This window comes from Streptomyces sp. NPDC021225 (assembly GCF_044332865.1).
In the GTDB taxonomy this organism is placed as follows: domain Bacteria; phylum Actinomycetota; class Actinomycetes; order Streptomycetales; family Streptomycetaceae; genus Streptomyces.
This window is the reverse complement of record NZ_JBIRPV010000018.1, coordinates 158,383-175,441: the sequence shown is the minus strand read 5'-3', so window position 1 is coordinate 175,441 and position 17,059 is coordinate 158,383. Positions and strand designations below refer to the sequence as shown.

The 17,059-nt window shown below is 69.6% G+C and carries 16 protein-coding genes and 1 pseudogene; 10 read left to right on the top strand and 7 right to left on the bottom strand.

Annotation, left to right across the window (positions count from 1 at the left end; genetic code table 11):
• Positions 1-652 precede the first annotated feature (652 nt).
• A complete protein-coding gene (locus ACH4S9_RS43765; RefSeq protein WP_311726654.1) occupies positions 653-1,477 on the top strand; it encodes a DUF3152 domain-containing protein in 825 nt (274 codons plus the stop codon).
• Positions 1,478-1,490: 13 nt separating this feature from the next.
• Here ACH4S9_RS43765 and ACH4S9_RS43760 read toward each other — a convergent pair whose 3' ends face one another.
• Entirely contained in the window at positions 1,491-2,063 is a 573-nt protein-coding gene (locus tag ACH4S9_RS43760; RefSeq protein WP_311726653.1) for a TetR/AcrR family transcriptional regulator, read from the bottom strand.
• 153 nt (positions 2,064-2,216) lie between these two features.
• Between ACH4S9_RS43760 and ACH4S9_RS43755 the strand changes: the two genes are divergently transcribed.
• Complete coding sequence (locus ACH4S9_RS43755) at positions 2,217-3,182, top strand: oxidoreductase (protein WP_311726652.1); 966 nt, start codon at positions 2,217-2,219, stop codon at positions 3,180-3,182.
• Here the strand turns inward: ACH4S9_RS43755 and ACH4S9_RS43750 are convergent.
• A complete protein-coding gene (locus ACH4S9_RS43750; RefSeq protein WP_311726651.1) occupies positions 3,179-3,763 on the bottom strand; it encodes a TetR/AcrR family transcriptional regulator in 585 nt (194 codons plus the stop codon). The genes ACH4S9_RS43755 and ACH4S9_RS43750 overlap by 4 nt on opposite strands.
• Positions 3,764-3,873: 110 nt before the next feature.
• Between ACH4S9_RS43750 and ACH4S9_RS43745 the strand changes: the two genes are divergently transcribed.
• Both ACH4S9_RS43745 and ACH4S9_RS43740 read left to right on the top strand, forming a co-directional pair.
• A complete protein-coding gene (locus ACH4S9_RS43745) occupies positions 3,874-4,761 on the top strand; it encodes an NAD(P)-dependent oxidoreductase (protein WP_398377147.1) in 888 nt (295 codons plus the stop codon).
• Between the two features lie 74 nt (positions 4,762-4,835).
• Positions 4,836-5,321, top strand: coding sequence for a MarR family winged helix-turn-helix transcriptional regulator (locus ACH4S9_RS43740; protein ID WP_398377146.1), 486 nt, complete (start codon positions 4,836-4,838; stop codon positions 5,319-5,321).
• A 49-nt stretch (positions 5,322-5,370) separates the two neighbouring features.
• On the opposite strand, the gene ACH4S9_RS43735 is transcribed toward ACH4S9_RS43740, so the two are convergent.
• The gene (locus tag ACH4S9_RS43735; protein ID WP_398377145.1) at positions 5,371-6,030 is read right to left on the bottom strand and encodes an FMN-dependent NADH-azoreductase; all 660 of its coding nucleotides are present in this window, start codon (positions 6,028-6,030) and stop codon (positions 5,371-5,373) included.
• A 148-nt stretch (positions 6,031-6,178) separates the two neighbouring features.
• On the opposite strand from ACH4S9_RS43735, the gene ACH4S9_RS43730 reads away from it, so the two are divergent.
• Positions 6,179-6,847: a nitroreductase gene (locus ACH4S9_RS43730; RefSeq protein WP_398377144.1), complete on the top strand. Its 669-nt coding sequence runs from the start codon at positions 6,179-6,181 to the stop codon at positions 6,845-6,847.
• 97 nt (positions 6,848-6,944) lie between these two features.
• Positions 6,945-7,673: an NAD(P)H-binding protein gene (locus ACH4S9_RS43725; protein WP_311726646.1), complete on the top strand. Its 729-nt coding sequence runs from the start codon at positions 6,945-6,947 to the stop codon at positions 7,671-7,673.
• Positions 7,674-7,706: 33 nt separating this feature from the next.
• Here the strand turns inward: ACH4S9_RS43725 and ACH4S9_RS43720 are convergent.
• Positions 7,707-7,919: pseudogene (locus ACH4S9_RS43720) on the bottom strand (hypothetical protein); the annotation flags it as partial.
• Positions 7,920-8,042: 123 nt separating this feature from the next.
• Here ACH4S9_RS43720 and ACH4S9_RS43715 point away from each other — a divergent pair.
• Positions 8,043-8,168, top strand: a complete 126-nt coding sequence (locus tag ACH4S9_RS43715; protein WP_398377143.1) for a hypothetical protein — start codon at positions 8,043-8,045, stop codon at positions 8,166-8,168.
• Between the two features lie 775 nt (positions 8,169-8,943).
• The gene (locus ACH4S9_RS43710) at positions 8,944-9,933 is read left to right on the top strand and encodes a helix-turn-helix domain-containing protein (protein ID WP_398377141.1); all 990 of its coding nucleotides are present in this window, start codon (positions 8,944-8,946) and stop codon (positions 9,931-9,933) included.
• Here the strand turns inward: ACH4S9_RS43710 and ACH4S9_RS43705 are convergent.
• A complete protein-coding gene (locus ACH4S9_RS43705) occupies positions 9,869-10,300 on the bottom strand; it encodes a cupin domain-containing protein (protein ID WP_398377140.1) in 432 nt (143 codons plus the stop codon). The genes ACH4S9_RS43710 and ACH4S9_RS43705 overlap by 65 nt on opposite strands.
• 293 nt (positions 10,301-10,593) lie before the next feature.
• Between ACH4S9_RS43705 and ACH4S9_RS43700 the strand changes: the two genes are divergently transcribed.
• Both ACH4S9_RS43700 and ACH4S9_RS43695 read left to right on the top strand, forming a co-directional pair.
• Positions 10,594-11,007 carry a hypothetical protein gene (locus tag ACH4S9_RS43700; RefSeq protein ID WP_311726643.1) on the top strand — a complete coding sequence of 138 codons (414 nt, stop codon included), beginning with the start codon at positions 10,594-10,596 and terminating at the stop codon, positions 11,005-11,007.
• 285 nt (positions 11,008-11,292) lie between these two features.
• Positions 11,293-13,413 carry a PIG-L family deacetylase gene (locus tag ACH4S9_RS43695; protein WP_398377138.1) on the top strand — a complete coding sequence of 707 codons (2,121 nt, stop codon included), beginning with the start codon at positions 11,293-11,295 and terminating at the stop codon, positions 13,411-13,413.
• A 97-nt stretch (positions 13,414-13,510) separates the two neighbouring features.
• On the opposite strand, the gene tuf is transcribed toward ACH4S9_RS43695, so the two are convergent.
• Positions 13,511-14,704, bottom strand: coding sequence for an elongation factor Tu (gene tuf / locus ACH4S9_RS43690; protein ID WP_311726641.1), 1,194 nt, complete (start codon positions 14,702-14,704; stop codon positions 13,511-13,513).
• A 223-nt stretch (positions 14,705-14,927) separates the two neighbouring features.
• Positions 14,928-17,051: an elongation factor G gene (gene fusA / locus ACH4S9_RS43685; protein WP_385347807.1), complete on the bottom strand. Its 2,124-nt coding sequence runs from the start codon at positions 17,049-17,051 to the stop codon at positions 14,928-14,930.
• Positions 17,052-17,059: the final 8 nt, after the last annotated feature.

Below are 17,059 nucleotides of genomic sequence, written 5' to 3'. Positions count from 1 at the left end.
GTCCTGTCTCTCGTAACGCTCCGGAACCCGGTCGGCTCCGCCCTTCCCTGCTCCACCTCCGACCCACGCGGTCGGGCGTGTCGCGCGCCCCTTCCGGACAAATCTCCGCAGGGGAGTTCCCTCATGGAAGGGGGTTGTGGGGGAAGAACACCCACCGGGCGCCTGGCCGGGGCCCCGCTGACACTTCCCGGAAGATTCCCGTACGTCCGCCCCTGATAAGGGGCGACGAGTACTGTGGGACTCGCTTCCGGTCCTCCCGGCGGGAGGCGCGCAGCATCGGCACTCAACCGAGCAACCCGGACAGTCTGCCACACGAGGCCTTGCGGCCGCTAATCGGCCGTGAAGGATACCCGGCCGACGCCGCGCCGAATCCCCGCTTCCCCGTGCAGGCCTCGCGGGCCTCCGCGACCCCTCCCGCGCTCGGGTCGCGCGCCCTGGTCGCGCGCCCTGGTCGCGCGCCCCGGCGTGTGACGCCGCGCACAGCGGGCGCGCAAAGGCCAACCAGCGCCCCTCCCCGTCCGTCTTTCTCAGGGGGAGCCGAAACGGGGGAACGCACGACGCATTTTCACTCCGGGGGCCACGGGCACGCTCACGCGGGCCGAACGCCGCGGCCCATTCGCCCGCCCCGCCCTCACCCGCTGGAAGTGCCCCCATGACCTTCACCGCGCAGGCCCCCGAGCAGACCCCCGGCCCGTCCGCCTCGTCCTCGCGACGGCGGCGCGCCCCGAGCACCCGCCCCCGGAACGTGGTGGTGGCGCTGGCCGCCGGTGCGGCCCTGATCGCCGGTGTCGTGTTCGCCTTACGCGACGACGGCGGCAACGGCACGGCCCGCGCCGCGGACCCGTCGACCCCGCCGCCCGACGCCATCTCGGCCACGTCGAGACCCTCGCCCTCGTCCCGCGCGGACTCGCCCGCCACCGCAACCGGCGTCTTCGTCACCGCGAAGTCCTCCGGCGCGGTGATCGGCGAGGGAAGTGATCTGCGGCGGTACAAGGTGCAGGTGGAGAACGGCACCGGCATCGATCCGAAGCGCGCGGCGGCCGAGATCGCGGCGGTCCTGGCCGACAAGCGCGGCTGGACCGGGGACGGCCGTCACTCCTTCCAGCTGGTGTCCGACGGCCCCTCCGACTTCGAGGTGAAGATCGCCACCCCGGACACGGTCGACAAGATCTGCGGCGCCGTGGGCCTGGACACCCACGGCGAGGTCAACTGCGACGCCGGCACCCAGATCATGGTCAACCTCAAGCGCTGGAACACCGGCTCGCCGGAGTTCTCCGGCCCCATCAGCGGCTACCGGGCCCTGATCATCAACCACGAGGTCGGCCACCGCATCGGCCGCGGCCACGAGACCTGCCCGGGGAAGGGCGAGCGGGCGCCGGTGATGATGCAGCAGATATACGGGCTCAAGGGCTGCGTCGCCAACGAGTGGCCCTATGACAGGGACGGCGAGTACATCGGGGGCCCGGCGGTCCCGTGACGACACGTGACGACTACCCGGCCCCCGGCCCGCCCGCCGACAGCACGCCGGCGTGCGCGGCGGCCAGCGCAACGCGCACGGCCTGGTCCGCGGTCGCCTCGTCGACCGGCTCGCCGGTGAACACGAGCCGGAAGTAGATCGGCGCGGCGAGGGCCTTCAGGAGTTCGGCGGGGTCGGTGTCCGCGGGGAGTTCGCCCCGCTCAACGGCTCGGGTGACAACGGGTTCCGCCCGCCGGAAGCGGTCGTCGAAGAGCGCGCGCTTGACGTCGGCGAGTTGGGGGATGCGTACGGCGTCCGAGAGGACGGTGACGAGCAGGGCCCGGCCCGCTCGCGTGGTCATGGTGGCGACGAGGGAGCGGGCCAGCGCGCGCAGGTCACTCTCCACCGCCCCGGTGTCAGGGATCGGGATGTCCGCGGAGAAGCGGCCGGCCAGCGCGTCGGCGACAAGGCCGTCAGCGTCTTTCCAGTTCCGGTAGATCGTCGTCTTGTGCACACCGGCCCGCCGGGCGACGCCTTCGACGGTCAGGGCCGCGTACCCGGTCTCCGTGAGCTCGGCGATGGCCGCCTCCAGCACGGCGACGCGCATCTTGTTGCCTCGCCCGACAGCGGGGACGCGCCTTGAGGGCGACCCAGCAGACTCCATTGCAACTCCCAGTTGCGTTGGTGGTGAAACATGCGACAGGATCAGGCTATCGCAACTGAGAGTTGCAATACGTCCGACCCATGGATCGAGGCCCCCATGACCCGTGAGGTTCCGCGTCCGAGCTGGACACCGGATTCCATCCCTGACCAGTCGGGGCGACTGGCCGTCGTCACCGGCGCCAACAGCGGCATCGGGTACGTCACCGCTCGCGAACTCGCCCGCCGGGGCGCCCATGTCGTCCTCGCCTGCCGCAGCCACGAGCGCGGCCGGTACGCGGTGGAGCGGCTGCGGACCGAAGTCCCCGGTGCCCGCACCGAACTGCGCATGCTCGACCTCGCAGACCTGAAATCCATCCGCGACTTCGCCGAGCGCTGGAGCCACGACCGGCTCGATCTCCTGGTCAACAACGCCGGCGTCGCCATGGTGCCGTTCTCCCGGACCGCCGACGGCTTCGAGTCCCAGTTCGGCATCAACCACCTCGGCACATTCGCACTCACCGGCCTCCTCATGCCCCACCTGCTGGCCGCCCCCGACCCCCGTGTGGTCACCGTCAGCAGCGAGGGCCAGCGGTTCGCCCGATTCGACATGACCAACCTCAACGCCGAGCGCCGCTACCGAACGGCGTTCGCCTACGTGCAGTCCAAGCGGGCCAATCTCTACTTCGCCATGGAGCTACAGCGAAGGGCCGAGGCCGCCGGGCTGAGGCTGCGCAGCATGGCCGTCGCTCCCGGCCTCACCCGCTCCAACGTGCTCACCGGCGGCGCCAACGGCACCCGGGGCCGCGTATACGGAACCCTCACACGTCTGCTCCTGCGCATCGCCTTCCGCCCCACACCGGCCGGCGCCAAGAGCTCCCTGTACGCCTCGACCGTCCCCGGCCTGCCCGGGGGGAGCTACGTCGTGCCCGATGGCCCGTTCCAGCTCCGTGGCGAGCCCGTCCTCCGCGGCCGCGAACGCGCCATCCAGGACTCCGCTACGGCCCGTCGGCTGTGGGTGCTCTCGGAGCAGCTCACCGGCGTGCGGTACGCATTGCCCTCAGAACCACCTTCGGGGGCTCGCTAGCGGGATGGCCGGACGTCGTACGAGCGCACCAGGCGGGCCATCTGCCGACCCGCCGCCAGCAAAGGCTCCTCACTACGGAGGACCTGCGCCGTGACCTCCGCCCCCTCCAAGGCGCTGATGATCGTGGTCGCCAGCTCCCGCGCCCCTTCGGCCACGAGGCCGCTACGCAGCAGTTTGTCGAGGACCAACCCCTCCCAGCCGCGCAGCGCGTCCGCGCACGCCTGCTGGATCTCCGAGTCCGTGCCGAGCGTCTCCAGGGCGGCTGCCGTGACGGGGCAGCCGTCGACCCAGCCCGACTCGCGCAGCTCCGTCGCGAGCCGCCGGGCGCAGGCGTCCACCGCCTCCGCCGGGTCCTCTTCGCCGTCCAGCGCCTTCCGTAGGAGCGTCGCGAACTCCTGGTCGCTGTACTTGATCGCCGCCACGGCGACGGCCTCCTTGCCGCCGGGGAAAAAGTGGTACACGGAGCCGAGGGTGGCCTGCGCCTCCTTGGCGATCTGCTTGATCCCCGTGCCGACGTACCCCTGCCGTTGCAGGAGGCGTGCCGCCGCGACGACGATCCGGTCCCGGGTGCTGGTCTGCATGTGATCACCGTACCGGCGCGACTGAGTAGAGCGTTCATTCCAGAGCTGTGGTACGTTCCCGGCATTCTCTAAATAGAGCGTTCGTTTTAGCGAGAGGTCCAGATCCCGGCATGAGCAGCAACACCACGCAGCAGTCGGTCACCGTCATCGGGCTCGGCCCCATGGGCCAGGCGATGGCCACGGCCTTCCTGGACCGCGGATACGAGGTCACCCTGTGGAATCGCACCCCGTCCCGCGCGGACGCCCTGGTGGCCCGCGGCGCGACGCTCGCGCCGAGCGTCGAGGAGGCGCTCGCTGCCAACGAGATGGCGATCCTCAGCCTCACCGACTATGCGGCCGTGTACGACGTACTCGGCCCCGCCGAGACCGCGCTGACCGGCCGCGTCCTGGTCAACCTCAGCTCCGACACCCCCGAGCGGGCCCGCGCCGCCGCTCGCTGGGCGGCCGAGCGGGGCGCCACGCACCTCACCGGCGGCGTCACCGTGTCACCCTCCGGGGTCGGGCAGTCCGAGTCGCTCACCTTCTACAGCGGCCCGCGCGAGGCCTTCGACAAGCACCGGGATGTACTGGAAGTCGTGACCGGCCGGACCGACTACCGGGGCGAGGACCCGGGGCTCGCCGCGCTCTTCTACCAACTCGGCATGGTCATGTTCTGGACCTCGATGCTGAGCTACTGGCAGGCGATCGCCCTCGCCAAGGCGAACGGCCTGGCGGCGGCCGACGTTCTGCGGCACGCCACTGACACGGCGAACTCGCTGCCCGGCTTCTTCGCCTTCTACGCCGAGCGCATCGACGCGGGCAACCACGTCGGTGACGTGGACCGGCTGGCGATGGGCATGGCCAGCGTCGAGCACGTCCTGCACACGAACGCCGACGCCGGCGTCGACACTGCCCTCCCGGCCGCGGTCACCGGCCTCTTTCGGCGCGGCATGGAGGCGGGCCACGCGGCAGACAGCTTCTCCAGCCTGCTGGAGATCATGCAGAAGGCCGAGGCATAACCGCACGTCGGCTGCCGATCAAGCAGTTTCAAACGAAACCGTATCGAATGAATGGGCAGCTGTACCGTGGCCTCATGACCGCCGACGTTCCTCACCGACCCACCGCCTCGCGCGCGACCGACCGCCCCGGGGACGAATCGCCGTTCGCCCTCGGCTTGCTGCTCCGCCGGGCGCACTGGCACGCGGCCTCGGTGATGACGGAGGCGCTGCGGCCGCTCGGCATCGAGTTGCGGCATTTCGCCGTGCTGATCGAGCTGGTCAACCGGGGGGCCACGGTGCAGCGCGACCTGGCGGCGGCAACAGGGTCGGACAAAGCGGGAATCATGCGGGTCGTGGACGACCTGGAGCGCAAGGGGCTGGTCGCACGCAAGACCGTTCCGGGAGACCGGCGGGTGCGGGCGGTGGAGATCACGCCTCAGGGACTCGAACTTTTCGAAGCGGCTCATGTGGCGGCGGAGCCGCTGGGTGAGCGCCTGGTTGCCGAACTGGGTCCCGGTGAGCCCGAGCGGCTGACGGATCTGCTGACCCGGTTCGCTCACCCCTCAGGCGGCATCGCATAAGCGCGCCTGTGCGGCCGGCGGGCAGCCGGCCGCACAGGCGCGCTTCGTCTCACGCGGTTTTCGCGGCGAAGCGCTCCGCGAGTTCCTTGGCCATGCCGGCCGCTTCCTCGAAGGCGCGCTCGCGGGAGGCCTCGTAGAGGGGGACCAGTTCCGACATGGCCGGGTTGCGGGGGGCCATGGTGAGCTCCGGGACGATGAAGTCGAGGTCCAGGCCGAGGGCGCCCTTGAATACGGCCTCCAGGTAGTTCAGCACGAACTCGAAGCCCTCGCGCGGGGTGCCCGGCGCGTAGGAGCCGCCGCGGCTGGCGACGACGGTGACCGGGGTGCCCTGGGCGGAGGGGGCCTCGCCCGCGGTGCGGCCCATCAGGAACACGTTGTCCAGCCACGCCTTGAGGGTCGACGGGATCGAGTAGTTGTGCATGGGAGCGCCGATCAGGACGGCGTCCGCCTGCTCCAGTTCCTCGATGAGCTTCTCGCGCGCGGCGAACGCGGCGGACTGCTCCGGAGTGCGCTCGGACGGGGCGGTGAAACCAGCGGACCAGGCGGCGGCGGTGATGTGCGGCACAGGGTCGGCGGCGAGGTCGCGGTAGATCACCGTGCCCTGCGGGTGCTGCTCCTCCCACGCCTTGCGGAAGACGTTCGTGATCGAACGGGACGAGGACACCTCGCCGGGGAGCACGGACGAGTCGAGGTGCAACAGCGTGACCATGGACTTTCTCCAAAGAGTGGCGCCCGAGGCGGGGAACCCGGGGCTGAGGATTCGCGCTCGATGTTAGTTACGGTCGCGACGGTATCGAATGATACAATTGCGAGTGTAACGGAGACGGACACGTCGAGCAGCTGGGAGGCAGGCGATCATGGACGTCTACGAGGCAGTCACGAGCCGACGGGCGGTGCGTGGATTCGCCGACCGGCCCGTCCCGAGGGAGACGCTGGAGCGCGTGCTCTCCGCCGCGGCCTGGTCGCCGTCCGGATCGAACATTCAGCCGTGGCACGCCTACGTACTGACCGGCGGACCGCTGGCCGAGGTCAAGAAGCGCGCCTGCGAGCGCCTGGCCACGGGCGACCCCTGGGACGAGCCGGAGTACGAGCAGTACCCGCCCGCGCTGAAGTCCCCGTACCGCGAGCGCCGATCCGCCTTCGGTGAGCAGCGCTACGGCGCACTCGGCATTCCGCGCGAGGACCTGGAGGCGCGCCAGAGAGCCGCTTCCGCGAACTGGAACTGCTTCGGCGCGCCCGCCGCACTGTTCTGCTACATCGACCGCGACATGGGCTCGCCCCAATGGGCCGACGCCGGCATGTTCCTACAGACCGTCATGCTGCTGCTCCGCGCCGAAGGGCTGCACAGTTGCCCACAGATGGCATGGGCGAAGTTCCACAGGAGCGTCGCGGAGGTCCTGTCACCCCCGGACGAGCTCATCCTCTTCTGCGGCATGTCGATCGGGTACGAGGACGACACGGCGGATGACACCCGTACGCACCGGGCGCCGCTCGACGAGACGGTCACGTTCCTCGATGGTCACTGACACCGCCCGCCTCAGCTGATCGAGTCGCTGTTTCTCGTCGCGCCCGCATAGTTGTTCATATGGCGCATTACCCACATATCACACCGAAAGGAACATCATGAGGTTCGCAGTCATCGGCGGTACCGGGCTGATCGGGTCGCAGGTCGTCAAGAATCTGAACGCCGCCGGGCACGAGGCGATACCGCACTCGCAGTCCACCGGAGTCGACGTCATCAGCGGCCAGGGGCTGGACGAGGCGGTGGCGGGAGCCGACGTCGTCGTCAACCTGACCAACTCCCCGACCTTCGACGAAGCCTCCCCGGCCTTCTTCCAGACCTCGATGGACAACCTCCTGGCCGCGGCCCACAAGGGCGGCGTCGGCCACTTCGTCATCCTCTCGATCGTCGGCACGGACCAGGTGCCGGAGCTGGACTACTACCAGGCCAAGGCGCTCCAGGAGCAGATTCTCGCGGCCGGGCCGATCCCCTACTCGATCGTCCGGGCGACGCAGTTCATGGAGTTCATGGACGCGGCGATGTCCTGGACCGCCGACGCCGACACCGTCCGGCTGCCCGCCACGCCGATCCAGCCGATCGCCGCCAAGGACGTGGCCAACGCGGTGGCGGAGGTCGCCGCGGGCGCCCCGCTGAACGGCATTCGCAACATCGGCGGCCCCGAGATCTTCCCTCTGGACGAGCTGGGCCGGATCACCCTCTCCCACAAGGGCGACAACCGCACCGTCGTCACCGACCCCACCGCCGGCATGTTCGCCGTCGTCAAGGGCGACGTCCTCACCGACCCGGACGCCCACCTCGCCCCCACCCGCTACGCCGACTGGCTCTCCTGACTCGTTCGCGCCCTCTCAGGCGCGCAGACCAGATCAGTGGAATCCCAGCATGCCGGGCGAGTCGATATCGACGGTCGGAACCCCGGGCGGATACCCGCCCTCATTGTCCGTCAGCAGAATCGACATACCTGTGAACTCGGCGCGAGGAAGCGCACAGTAGAGGGCATGGCAGGTGTCAGGGCCGCCATAGCCATCGCGGATCATCGTGCCGACGCTTACTGCCGCAATCGTGTCAAGGTCATCGACGAATGCACGGCCGCGTACCGGGCCGGAACTTCCGTCTCACGCTCAGCGTCACCGGCGACACCCTCCACATCGAGATGCGGGCCCCCTGCCCGGAACGGCTGCCGACCATCCGCCCCAAAGAAGGTGCGAACGCCCCCCCGCGAGAACGGTCACGGACTTCTGCTCGTCGAGGAGTTGGCGGACCGCTGGGGCGTCGCACCCGAGCTGATCTGCAAGACGGTGTGGGCTGAACTCACCCTCCGCCCCTGACCTCGTCCGTCCGAAGCGGCGTCCGGCATCCCGGGCCGCCTATCACGCCCGCCAGCCCCAATGTCAGCGACTTTGTGGTGAGTTTGAGACGGCGACACGCCTCCGCTTCGGCGCGTCGCCGTCTCAAACTCACCACAAGTCCATGCGGCAGCTCAGACCAGCGCGAGTGGCGTCGTGGGGGCGACGGAGCGGCTGGACAGCACCAGCAGCAGATCGCCCACGGTGGCCATACTGCGTGGCAGCGCGGCGGTCTGCGGCGTGCCCGGCACGGGAATGGCCAGGCAGCGCCCCTCGCGCGGGCAGTCGGATGATCCGCGGCAGACAGCTCCCGCCCGACCATGCACGCCCTCCCCAACAGCCTTGACCGACATGGGTGGTTGTCCGTCAACCGCCGTGGCGCACGACCCTACTACCGAGATACGACAATCACCGAAATTGGTGATCAACTGGCAGCGGAAGCGATCAATCCGGCAAAACGCGTGGATGTTCGCACGCCGAGCCAGCGGCGTCACCGAAGCCCGGAAAGACGGGCCCCGGCGGCCTGGGCGCCTCGGCCTCGGGTGGTCAAAGACAAAGAACCCCTGGAAAGAACCCACCCAACCCAACCAAACCCCACCCCCGTCACCCGCGCGGGTGATTCCGCCCGACCGGGCTGGCGCTCAAGCGGTTCGGCGGGGCAGGCTCGGGCTCAACAACCCCAGACATGCGACGGCCCCCGGCCGGGACTAGCGATCCCGATCGAGGGCCTGACCAACGAGGAAGAAGCAACTTCCCGATGGCTGAGCAGCAGCTTAGCGCGCGCCCGCGCGCCCGTTCCGAGGTTCGCCGATCCGCAAGCGGCGTCACCCAGATCAGTGACTACCAGCCCAAGCGATACACGATCATCGGCGATCACCTCACCCAGAACCGCGACCTTTCCCTGACCGCGATCGGGCTCGGCGCGCACATCCAGTCGCTGCCCGACGGGGCCGCCGTGGACATCCGCACGCTGGCCGGGAAGTTCACGGAAGGGCGGGACCGGGTCGCCGCCGCGCTGCGGGAGTTGGAGGAGTACGGGTACATCAGGCGGATCCGGGAGCGTACGCCCGAGGGGCGGATCGTCACGCGGACGCTCTCCTACAACGTCCCCCGAGCGACTGGCACCCGCCGCGCGGCCGAGCCCGTGACCAAGCCGGTCGCGCCCGAGCGCGCCGTACCGCCCCCGGCAGCCACCACACCACCGCCGAGCAGCGATGCCGCCCCCGCGCGGCCCGACCGCCCCGCGCCGCCACCGCTCCCCCACCCCAACGCACCCGCCCCACAGCGCCACCACACCGCCACCGCGCTCCTCGCCGAACTGCGCCGCGACGACGCCCGCTTACTGCTCTCCGAGCACGACGTACGCCGCCTCGCCCCGGGCGTCGCCGCCTGGCTGGAGCGCGGCGCCGCCCCGGACGCCGTACGCCGAACCCTGACCGCGGGCCTCCCACCCGACCTGCGCCACCCGGCCGCTCTGCTCACGCACCGCCTCACCGTGCTGCTGCCACCACCGCTTCCCGCGGCCGAGCCCGGATCGCGCCCCGTCCCCCTCCAGAACTGCGACGGCTGCGACCGCGCCTTCCGCGCACCCAGCCCCGGCTTCTGCCGCGACTGCCGAGAGACCGAGCAGGCTCCGGCACGGGCCGCCATGGCGTTCAACGGCGTGACGGCCGAAGCCGCTACTACAAGGGACGCGGGGCGCGCAGGTGCGCCCGTTCCTTCAGCTCCTCCTCGTCCACCAGCGTGAGCATCGGCTGACCCGGCGCGCACACCATGATCACCACGAACTTGGTCTGTGCGTCCGACAGGGCGTTGCCGTCCTGGTAGTGGATCACGTCACCGCCTGGCTCCCAGAACGTCCCACCGGCCTCGACCACACGCTCCGGCTCACCCTCGAGCTCGAACCGGAGCGCGCCCTCCATCACGTAGCCGAACGACGGGCCCGAGTGGCGATGCGGAGGGAGCCCGGGGTGACTGGGAGGCCACTCGACGAGAATGGTCATTCCCGAACCACCTTCGGGAAAGAAGGGTGGAGTGACTTCCTGGAGCAACTTGACTTCAGGCGGCAAGGAGACCTCGTGGGCACTCCCGTGCTCTGGGTTCTTCGCTGGCATGTACCACACCTCCGTAAGCCTGCCCGAATGGAGGCCGTGTGCCTTCGGCCTCGCCCAAACGGCCTCGACACCACCGTGCCTCCCGTCGGCGGCCGCCGCAATCCGGGAGCCGGCGGCATCCAGCGCGATCCGGCGCTACTTGCCTGATACCGCAGGCACTAGCTCAGGAGATGCTCAACAAGCGCGGGAAGTTGTTCATGGCCGGAAACACCCTGGCTAGTCTTCCGCCACAAGTCCACTGCATCACGGGCCCGTTGACGTGGCCCGTGATGGGGGAAGATCAAGGAGCACCTATGCCCAAGCTTCGGAGACCCGCCAAGGGATCCGTCCTGCGGGCCGGCGCGGTCCTCGCCGCCGCCGTCGCGCTGCCTGTCCTGGCCTCGCCGAACGCCCACGCCATCGCTTGGGACCACACGATCCACTCGGACGACGGGGACCCCGGTGCCCGCCTGCGGTTCGAGGCCGACGGCGACATCATCGAGCTCTGCGACATCGAGGCCGACGGCTTCGCCGCCTACGCCGAGATCTACGACCCCAAAACCGGCCAGACCCGCACTCTCACCGTCGGCGGCAACGGCAACTGCAAGCGCCGTGACGCCTCCGTCGCCGGATGGAACCTCGTCGAGGGCCGTAAGTACAGCTTCATGGTGGCCCTGACAGAGGGCAACTACATCGCGTACCCGGACGACGAAACCTGGACGGCCTGACCCGCTCCCGTCCCGAGGCTCGCGCCCCTTCCGCGCACCACCCTGCCCGGCCTCTGCCGCGACTGCCGCGAGGCCGGGCGGCGTTGCTCCGGCCCATCGCGGCGCGCAATCCTGCCCGGACCGGGCACCGACCGGACAGCGACCGGGCAGCGACAAACCAACTCTTGCCCGATTCGTGACCGACACCATGCCCAACCTGGACAACCTCTCAAGATCACCAGCCGTCCCATAGCACGGAGAAGCAGCCGGATACAACGTGCTGCGCAAAGGGACGGGGTCACCAGGTTGAACATTCGAACCTCCTCGCCTGCCGCTGGGCACAAGCCCAGCCGCAGGCAGGCGCTCGCCGCGCTGGCCGCCCTCACCGCCGCCACCACCGCGGCCTGTAGCCGTTCTTCGGGTGCCTCGCCCGCCCCCACCATCCCGGCCCGGCCGCTGTCGCCGCGCGCCGCGGAGTCGTTCGCGGGCGAGGAGAACGCGCTGCTGCTTCAGATCCTGGCCCACCCCGACGACGACCTGTACTTCATGAACCCGGACGCCGAGCACATGCTGACCGCCGGGGTGCCCGTGGTCTGCGTGTATGTGACGGCGGGCGAGGCGGCGGGGATCAACCGCGAGGCCGGTACGCCGCTGCCGCACGTGGACAAGGCGGCCTACTCCTCCGCCCGCCACCAGGGGCTGCGCCAGGCATACGCCCAGATGCTGGGGGTCGACCGGTTCACCCGCTGGGAGCGCTCGGTGCTGGAGCTGCCCCGCGGGGTGACCGCGGAGACCAATGTGCTGGCGAGCGGCGGGCGCAGCGTGCGGCTGATCTTTCTCAACATCGCCATGCTGTCCGCGGGCCAGGTGCGGATTCCCCAGCTGTGGGACGTCCCGGGCATCGTCATGCGCACGCTGGTCGCCACCGGCTCCCCGGTCAGGACCCCCAGCACCTACGGCCACCAGACCCTGGTCGACGTGCTCGTCAGGATCATGGACCGCTACCGGCCCACCGTGATCCACACCCTGGACCCGGACCCCGACTTCCAGGTGCACGACGCAACCCACCCCCGCGACAACGACCAGCCGGGCTGCTCCGACCACCGGGACCACACCCCGGTCGCGCTGTTCGCCTGGAAGGCCATCGCGCAGTGGGCGGACGGGGGTGGCCCGGGGCGCGGGAGGCGGGCGCCGCGCTTCACGACCACCTCGTTCCGCGGCTACTACAACCAGCGCTGGCCGCACAATCTGCCGCCCGCCGTGGTCACGCAGAAGGCCCGCGCCGTGGCGGCGTACGGCGGCAGCCCGCTGTGGAACTGCGGCAACCAGGCGGGCTGCGGCGACTACGGCCAGGGCGGCACCCGGCCGCTGACCAACCGCAAGGGCTGGATCCGCTCCACCCACTACCGCTACCCCGGCGCCCTGCCCACGCCCCTCGCCGACCGCGACGGCGCGGTCGTCGCGTACGGGGTGCTGGGCGCCCAGGCCGTCCGGTGGCGCGAGACCGCCCCCGGCAGCGGGCGCTTCGGCCCCCCGCGGGGCCTGGGCGGCGGGCCGCTGGCCCCGGCGCTGTGCGCGGTGCGGGATTCCCGGGGCCGCGAGGTGCTGATCGCGCTGCGCTTCTCCGCACTGGACGGGCAGGGGGGCGCCAACACCCGCGAGCTGGTGGCGCTGGAACAGCACACCCCGGGCGGACAGTTCCGGGCCTGGACGGGCCTCGGCACCCCCGAGGGCGACCCCGAGCGGGGGCGCCGGGTCGGCTGTCCGACGGCCGTGGCCACCCCCGATGGGCGGGTCCACCTCTTCGTGCGCACCGCAGACAAGGGCCTGGCCACCCGGGTACGGGACGCGGCCGGGCGCTGGGGGCCCTGGGAGCGGCTGGGCGGAGCCGAGATCCAGGACGGGCTGACCGTGCTGCTCGACCAGCAGGCGCGGGTGCATGTCGTCGCCGCGGGCCGCGACACCGTGCACCACTGGGCCCAGGACCGGCCGGGCGGCCCGGTGGCGCTCCGGCCGCTCGCGGGCCTGCCGCTGCCCGGCGTGCAGCCGGGCGCCGTGCCCGCCCCGGACGGGTCGATCGCGCTCGTGTACCGCTCCCCCGCCGACCCGGTGCCGTACCTCCACGGCAACGGCGCGGACCTGCCGCTGCGCCAGTTCGAGGGCTATGGCCCGGTCACCGCCCACGCCCTGGCCACCTCCGGCGGCCGCCAGGGGCCGCTCCTGCTGCTGGGCCGGGGCCTGGACGGCGAGGTCCAGGTCCAGTACGGCACGTCCCCCGGCGCCAGGCCGCTGCGCTCCGCGAGCCGGCTGGTCCCCGTGGGCACGCCCGCGCTGCTGCCGGGCGAGGGCGAGCAGGTGCGGGTCGTGGGCATGTCCCCCGGCTCCACCCCGTGGATCTGGCACCCCCGCCCCACCTCCCGGGCGTAGGCACCGCCGTTCCGGAAAGACGCCAAAGGCCCCGCGCCACCGTCCTCGCGGACGGGGGTGCGGGGCCTTGGAACAGCCCGCTCCGTGGAGCGTCAGGTCACTTGTTGATCTTGGTGACCTGGCCGGCGCCGACGGTCCGACCACCCTCACGGATGGCGAACTTCAGGCCCTCCTCCATGGCGATCGGCTGGATCAGCTGGACCGACATCTCGGTGTTGTCGCCCGGCATGACCATCTCGGTGCCCTCGGGGAGGGTCACAACGCCCGTCACGTCCGTGGTACGGAAGTAGAACTGCGGACGGTAGTTGTTGAAAAACGGGGTGTGGCGACCACCCTCGTCCTTCGACAGGATGTAGGCCTGGGCCTCGAACTCGGTGTGCGGGGTGACCGAACCGGGCTTGATGATGACCTGGCCGCGCTCGACATCCTCGCGCTTGATGCCACGGAGCAGCAGACCGACGTTCTCACCGGCCTGGCCCTCGTCGAGCAGCTTGCGGAACATCTCGATGCCGGTGACCGTGGTGGTGGTCTTCTCGGTCTTGATGCCGATGATGTCGACGGTCTCGTTGACCTTCAGCACACCGCGCTCGATACGGCCGGTGACGACCGTACCGCGACCGGTGATGGTGAAGACGTCCTCGATCGGCATCAGGAACGGCTTGTCAACGTCGCGCTCGGGCTGCGGGATGGCCTCGTCCACGGCCTCCATCAGCTTGAGGACGGACTCGCCCCACTCCTTGTCGCCCTCGAGCGCCTTGAGCGCCGAGACCTTGACGACCGGAAGGTCGTCGCCCGGGAACTCGTACTCGGAGAGGAGCTCACGCACCTCCAGCTCGACGAGCTCCATGATCTCCTCGTCGTCCACCATGTCGGCCTTGTTCAGGGCGACAACGATGTACGGAACGCCGACCTGGCGGGCCAGGAGCACGTGCTCCTTGGTCTGCGGCATCGGGCCGTCGGTGGCGGCGACCACGAGGATGGCGCCGTCCATCTGCGCGGCACCGGTGATCATGTTCTTGATGTAGTCCGCGTGACCCGGGCAGTCGACGTGCGCGTAGTGACGCGACTCCGTCTGGTACTCGACGTGCGCGATGGAGATGGTGATACCGCGCTGACGCTCCTCAGGAGCCTTGTCGATCTGATCGAAGGCCGAGGCCTCGTTCAGGTCCGGGTACTTGTCGTGCAGCACCTTGGTGATCGCCGCGGTAAGGGTCGTCTTACCGTGGTCGATGTGACCGATGGTGCCGATGTTGACGTGCGGCTTAGTCCGCTCGAACTTCGCCTTCGCCACTGGGGTCCTCCTGTGGAGTGGTTCTGTACGCATCCACACTTTGCGGATGGGTTCAGGTGGTCTTACCGAACCGGCCAGGACCCCGAGGGGGATGCCCTTCGCCGTATTCGTGTGGGGGCCGGCGGCCGGGGCCCGTCACAGACGCCACGATGAGCGATCTGCGACGGATTGCCCCGATGCCTTTGCTCCAGCCTAAAGGGTGAGAAACGCGGATGAATCCGCCTTACTCGCCCTTGGCCTTCGCGATGATCTCCTCGGCGACGCTCTTGGGAACCTCGGCGTAGGAGTCGAACTGCATGGAGTAGCTGGCGCGACCGGAGGTCTTGCTCCGGAGGTCACCCACGTAACCGAACATCTCCGACAGCGGAACCAGGCCGGTGACCAGCTTGGCGCCACTGCGGTCCTCCATGGACTGAATCTGTCCACGGCGGGAGTTGATGTCACCGATCACGTCGCCCATGTAGTCCTCGGGCGTGGTGACCTCGACCTTCATCATCGGCTCCAGCAGGGCCGGGGAGGCCTTGCGGGCGGCCTCCTTGAAGGCCATCGAGCCGGCGATCTTGAAGGCCATTTCGGAGGAGTCGACCTCGTGGTAGCCACCGTCGAGAAGCGTGACCTTGACGCCGGTCAGCGGGTAGCCCGCGAGCACGCCGAACTCCATGGCCTCCTGGCAGCCCGCGTCCACGGACGGGATGTACTCCCGCGGGATACGGCCACCGGTGACCTTGTTCTCGAACTCGTAGCCGTCGCCCTCGAGCGGCGCGATGGCGATCTGGACCTTCGCGAACTGGCCCGAACCACCGGTCTGCTTCTTGTGCGTGTAGTCGACCCGGTCGACGCTCTTGCGGAGCGTCTCGCGGTAGGCCACCTGCGGCTTACCGACGTTGGCCTCGACCTTGAACTCGCGCTTCATACGGTCGACCAGCACATCGAGGTGCAGCTCGCCCATACCCGCGATGATGGTCTGGCCGGTCTCCTCGTTGGTCTTGACCCGGAAGGACGGGTCCTCCTCAGCGAGGCGCTGGATGGCCACACCCAGCTTCTCCTGGTCGCCCTTCGACTTGGGCTCGATGGCGACCTCGATGACCGGGGCCGGGAAGTCCATCGACTCCAGGATCACCGGGTTCGCCGGGTCGCAGAGGGTCTCGCCGGTGGTGGTCTGCTTGAGACCCATGACGGCGACGATGTCGCCGGCACCCACCGAGTCGATCTCCTCACGCTTGTTGGCGTGCATCCGGTAGATCTTGCCGATGCGCTCCTTCTTGCCCTTCACGGAGTTCTGCACCTGGGTGCCGGTCTCCATGCGGCCCGAGTAGACCCGGACGAAGGTGAGCTTGCCGAGGTGCGGGTCGCTCATGATCTTGAACGCAAGGCCCGCGAACGGCTCGTCCTCGGACGGCTTGCGCTTGATGATCTCGTCGGGGTCCTTCACCGAGTGGCCCTCGACGGCCTCGATGTCCAGCGGCGAAGGCAGGTAGCGCACGACCGCGTCGAGCAGCGGCTGCACACCCTTGTTCTTGAAGGCGGTGCCACAGAACACGGGGGTGATCGTCGGCGAGCCCTCGGTGCCGGTGGAGGCGATGGTGATACGGCGGATCGCCGCGTTCAGCTGCTCCACGGTGGGCTCCTCGCCCTCCAGGTACAGCTCCATCATCTGCTCGTCGTTCTCGGCGACGGCCTCGAGGAGCTTGCCGCGCCACTCGTCGGCGGCCTCGAGGTGGGTGTCGGGGATGTCGACGGTGTCGTACATCTCGCCCTTGGTCGCCTCGGCGGACCAGACGAACGCCTTCATGGTGACGAGGTCGACGACGCCCTTGAAGTCGGCCTCGGTACCGATGGGCAGCTGCATGACCAGCGGAACCGCGCCCAGGCGGTCCACGATCATGTCCACACAGCGGTGGAACTCGGCACCGGTGCGGTCGAGCTTGTTGACGAAGCAGATACGCGGAACGCCGTAGCGGTCCGCCTGACGCCACACAGTCTCCGACTGCGGCTCCACACCGGCCACACCGTCGAACACCGTCACGGCGCCGTCGAGCACGCGCAGCGAGCGCTCCACCTCGACGGTGAAGTCGACGTGACCCGGGGTGTCGATGATGTTGATGGTGTGATCGACGTTCTCGAGCGGCCAGTGACAGGTCGTCGCGGCCGACGTGATCGTGATGCCGCGCTCCTGCTCCTGCTCCATCCAGTCCATGGTGGCAGCGCCATCGTGGACCTCACCGATCTTGTAGCTCACACCGGTGTAGAACAGGATCCGCTCGGTGGTGGTCGTCTTGCCCGCGTCGATGTGGGCCATGATCCCAATGTTGCGGACCTTGGCCAGGTCAAGTGAAGTGGTGGCCATATGGCTCA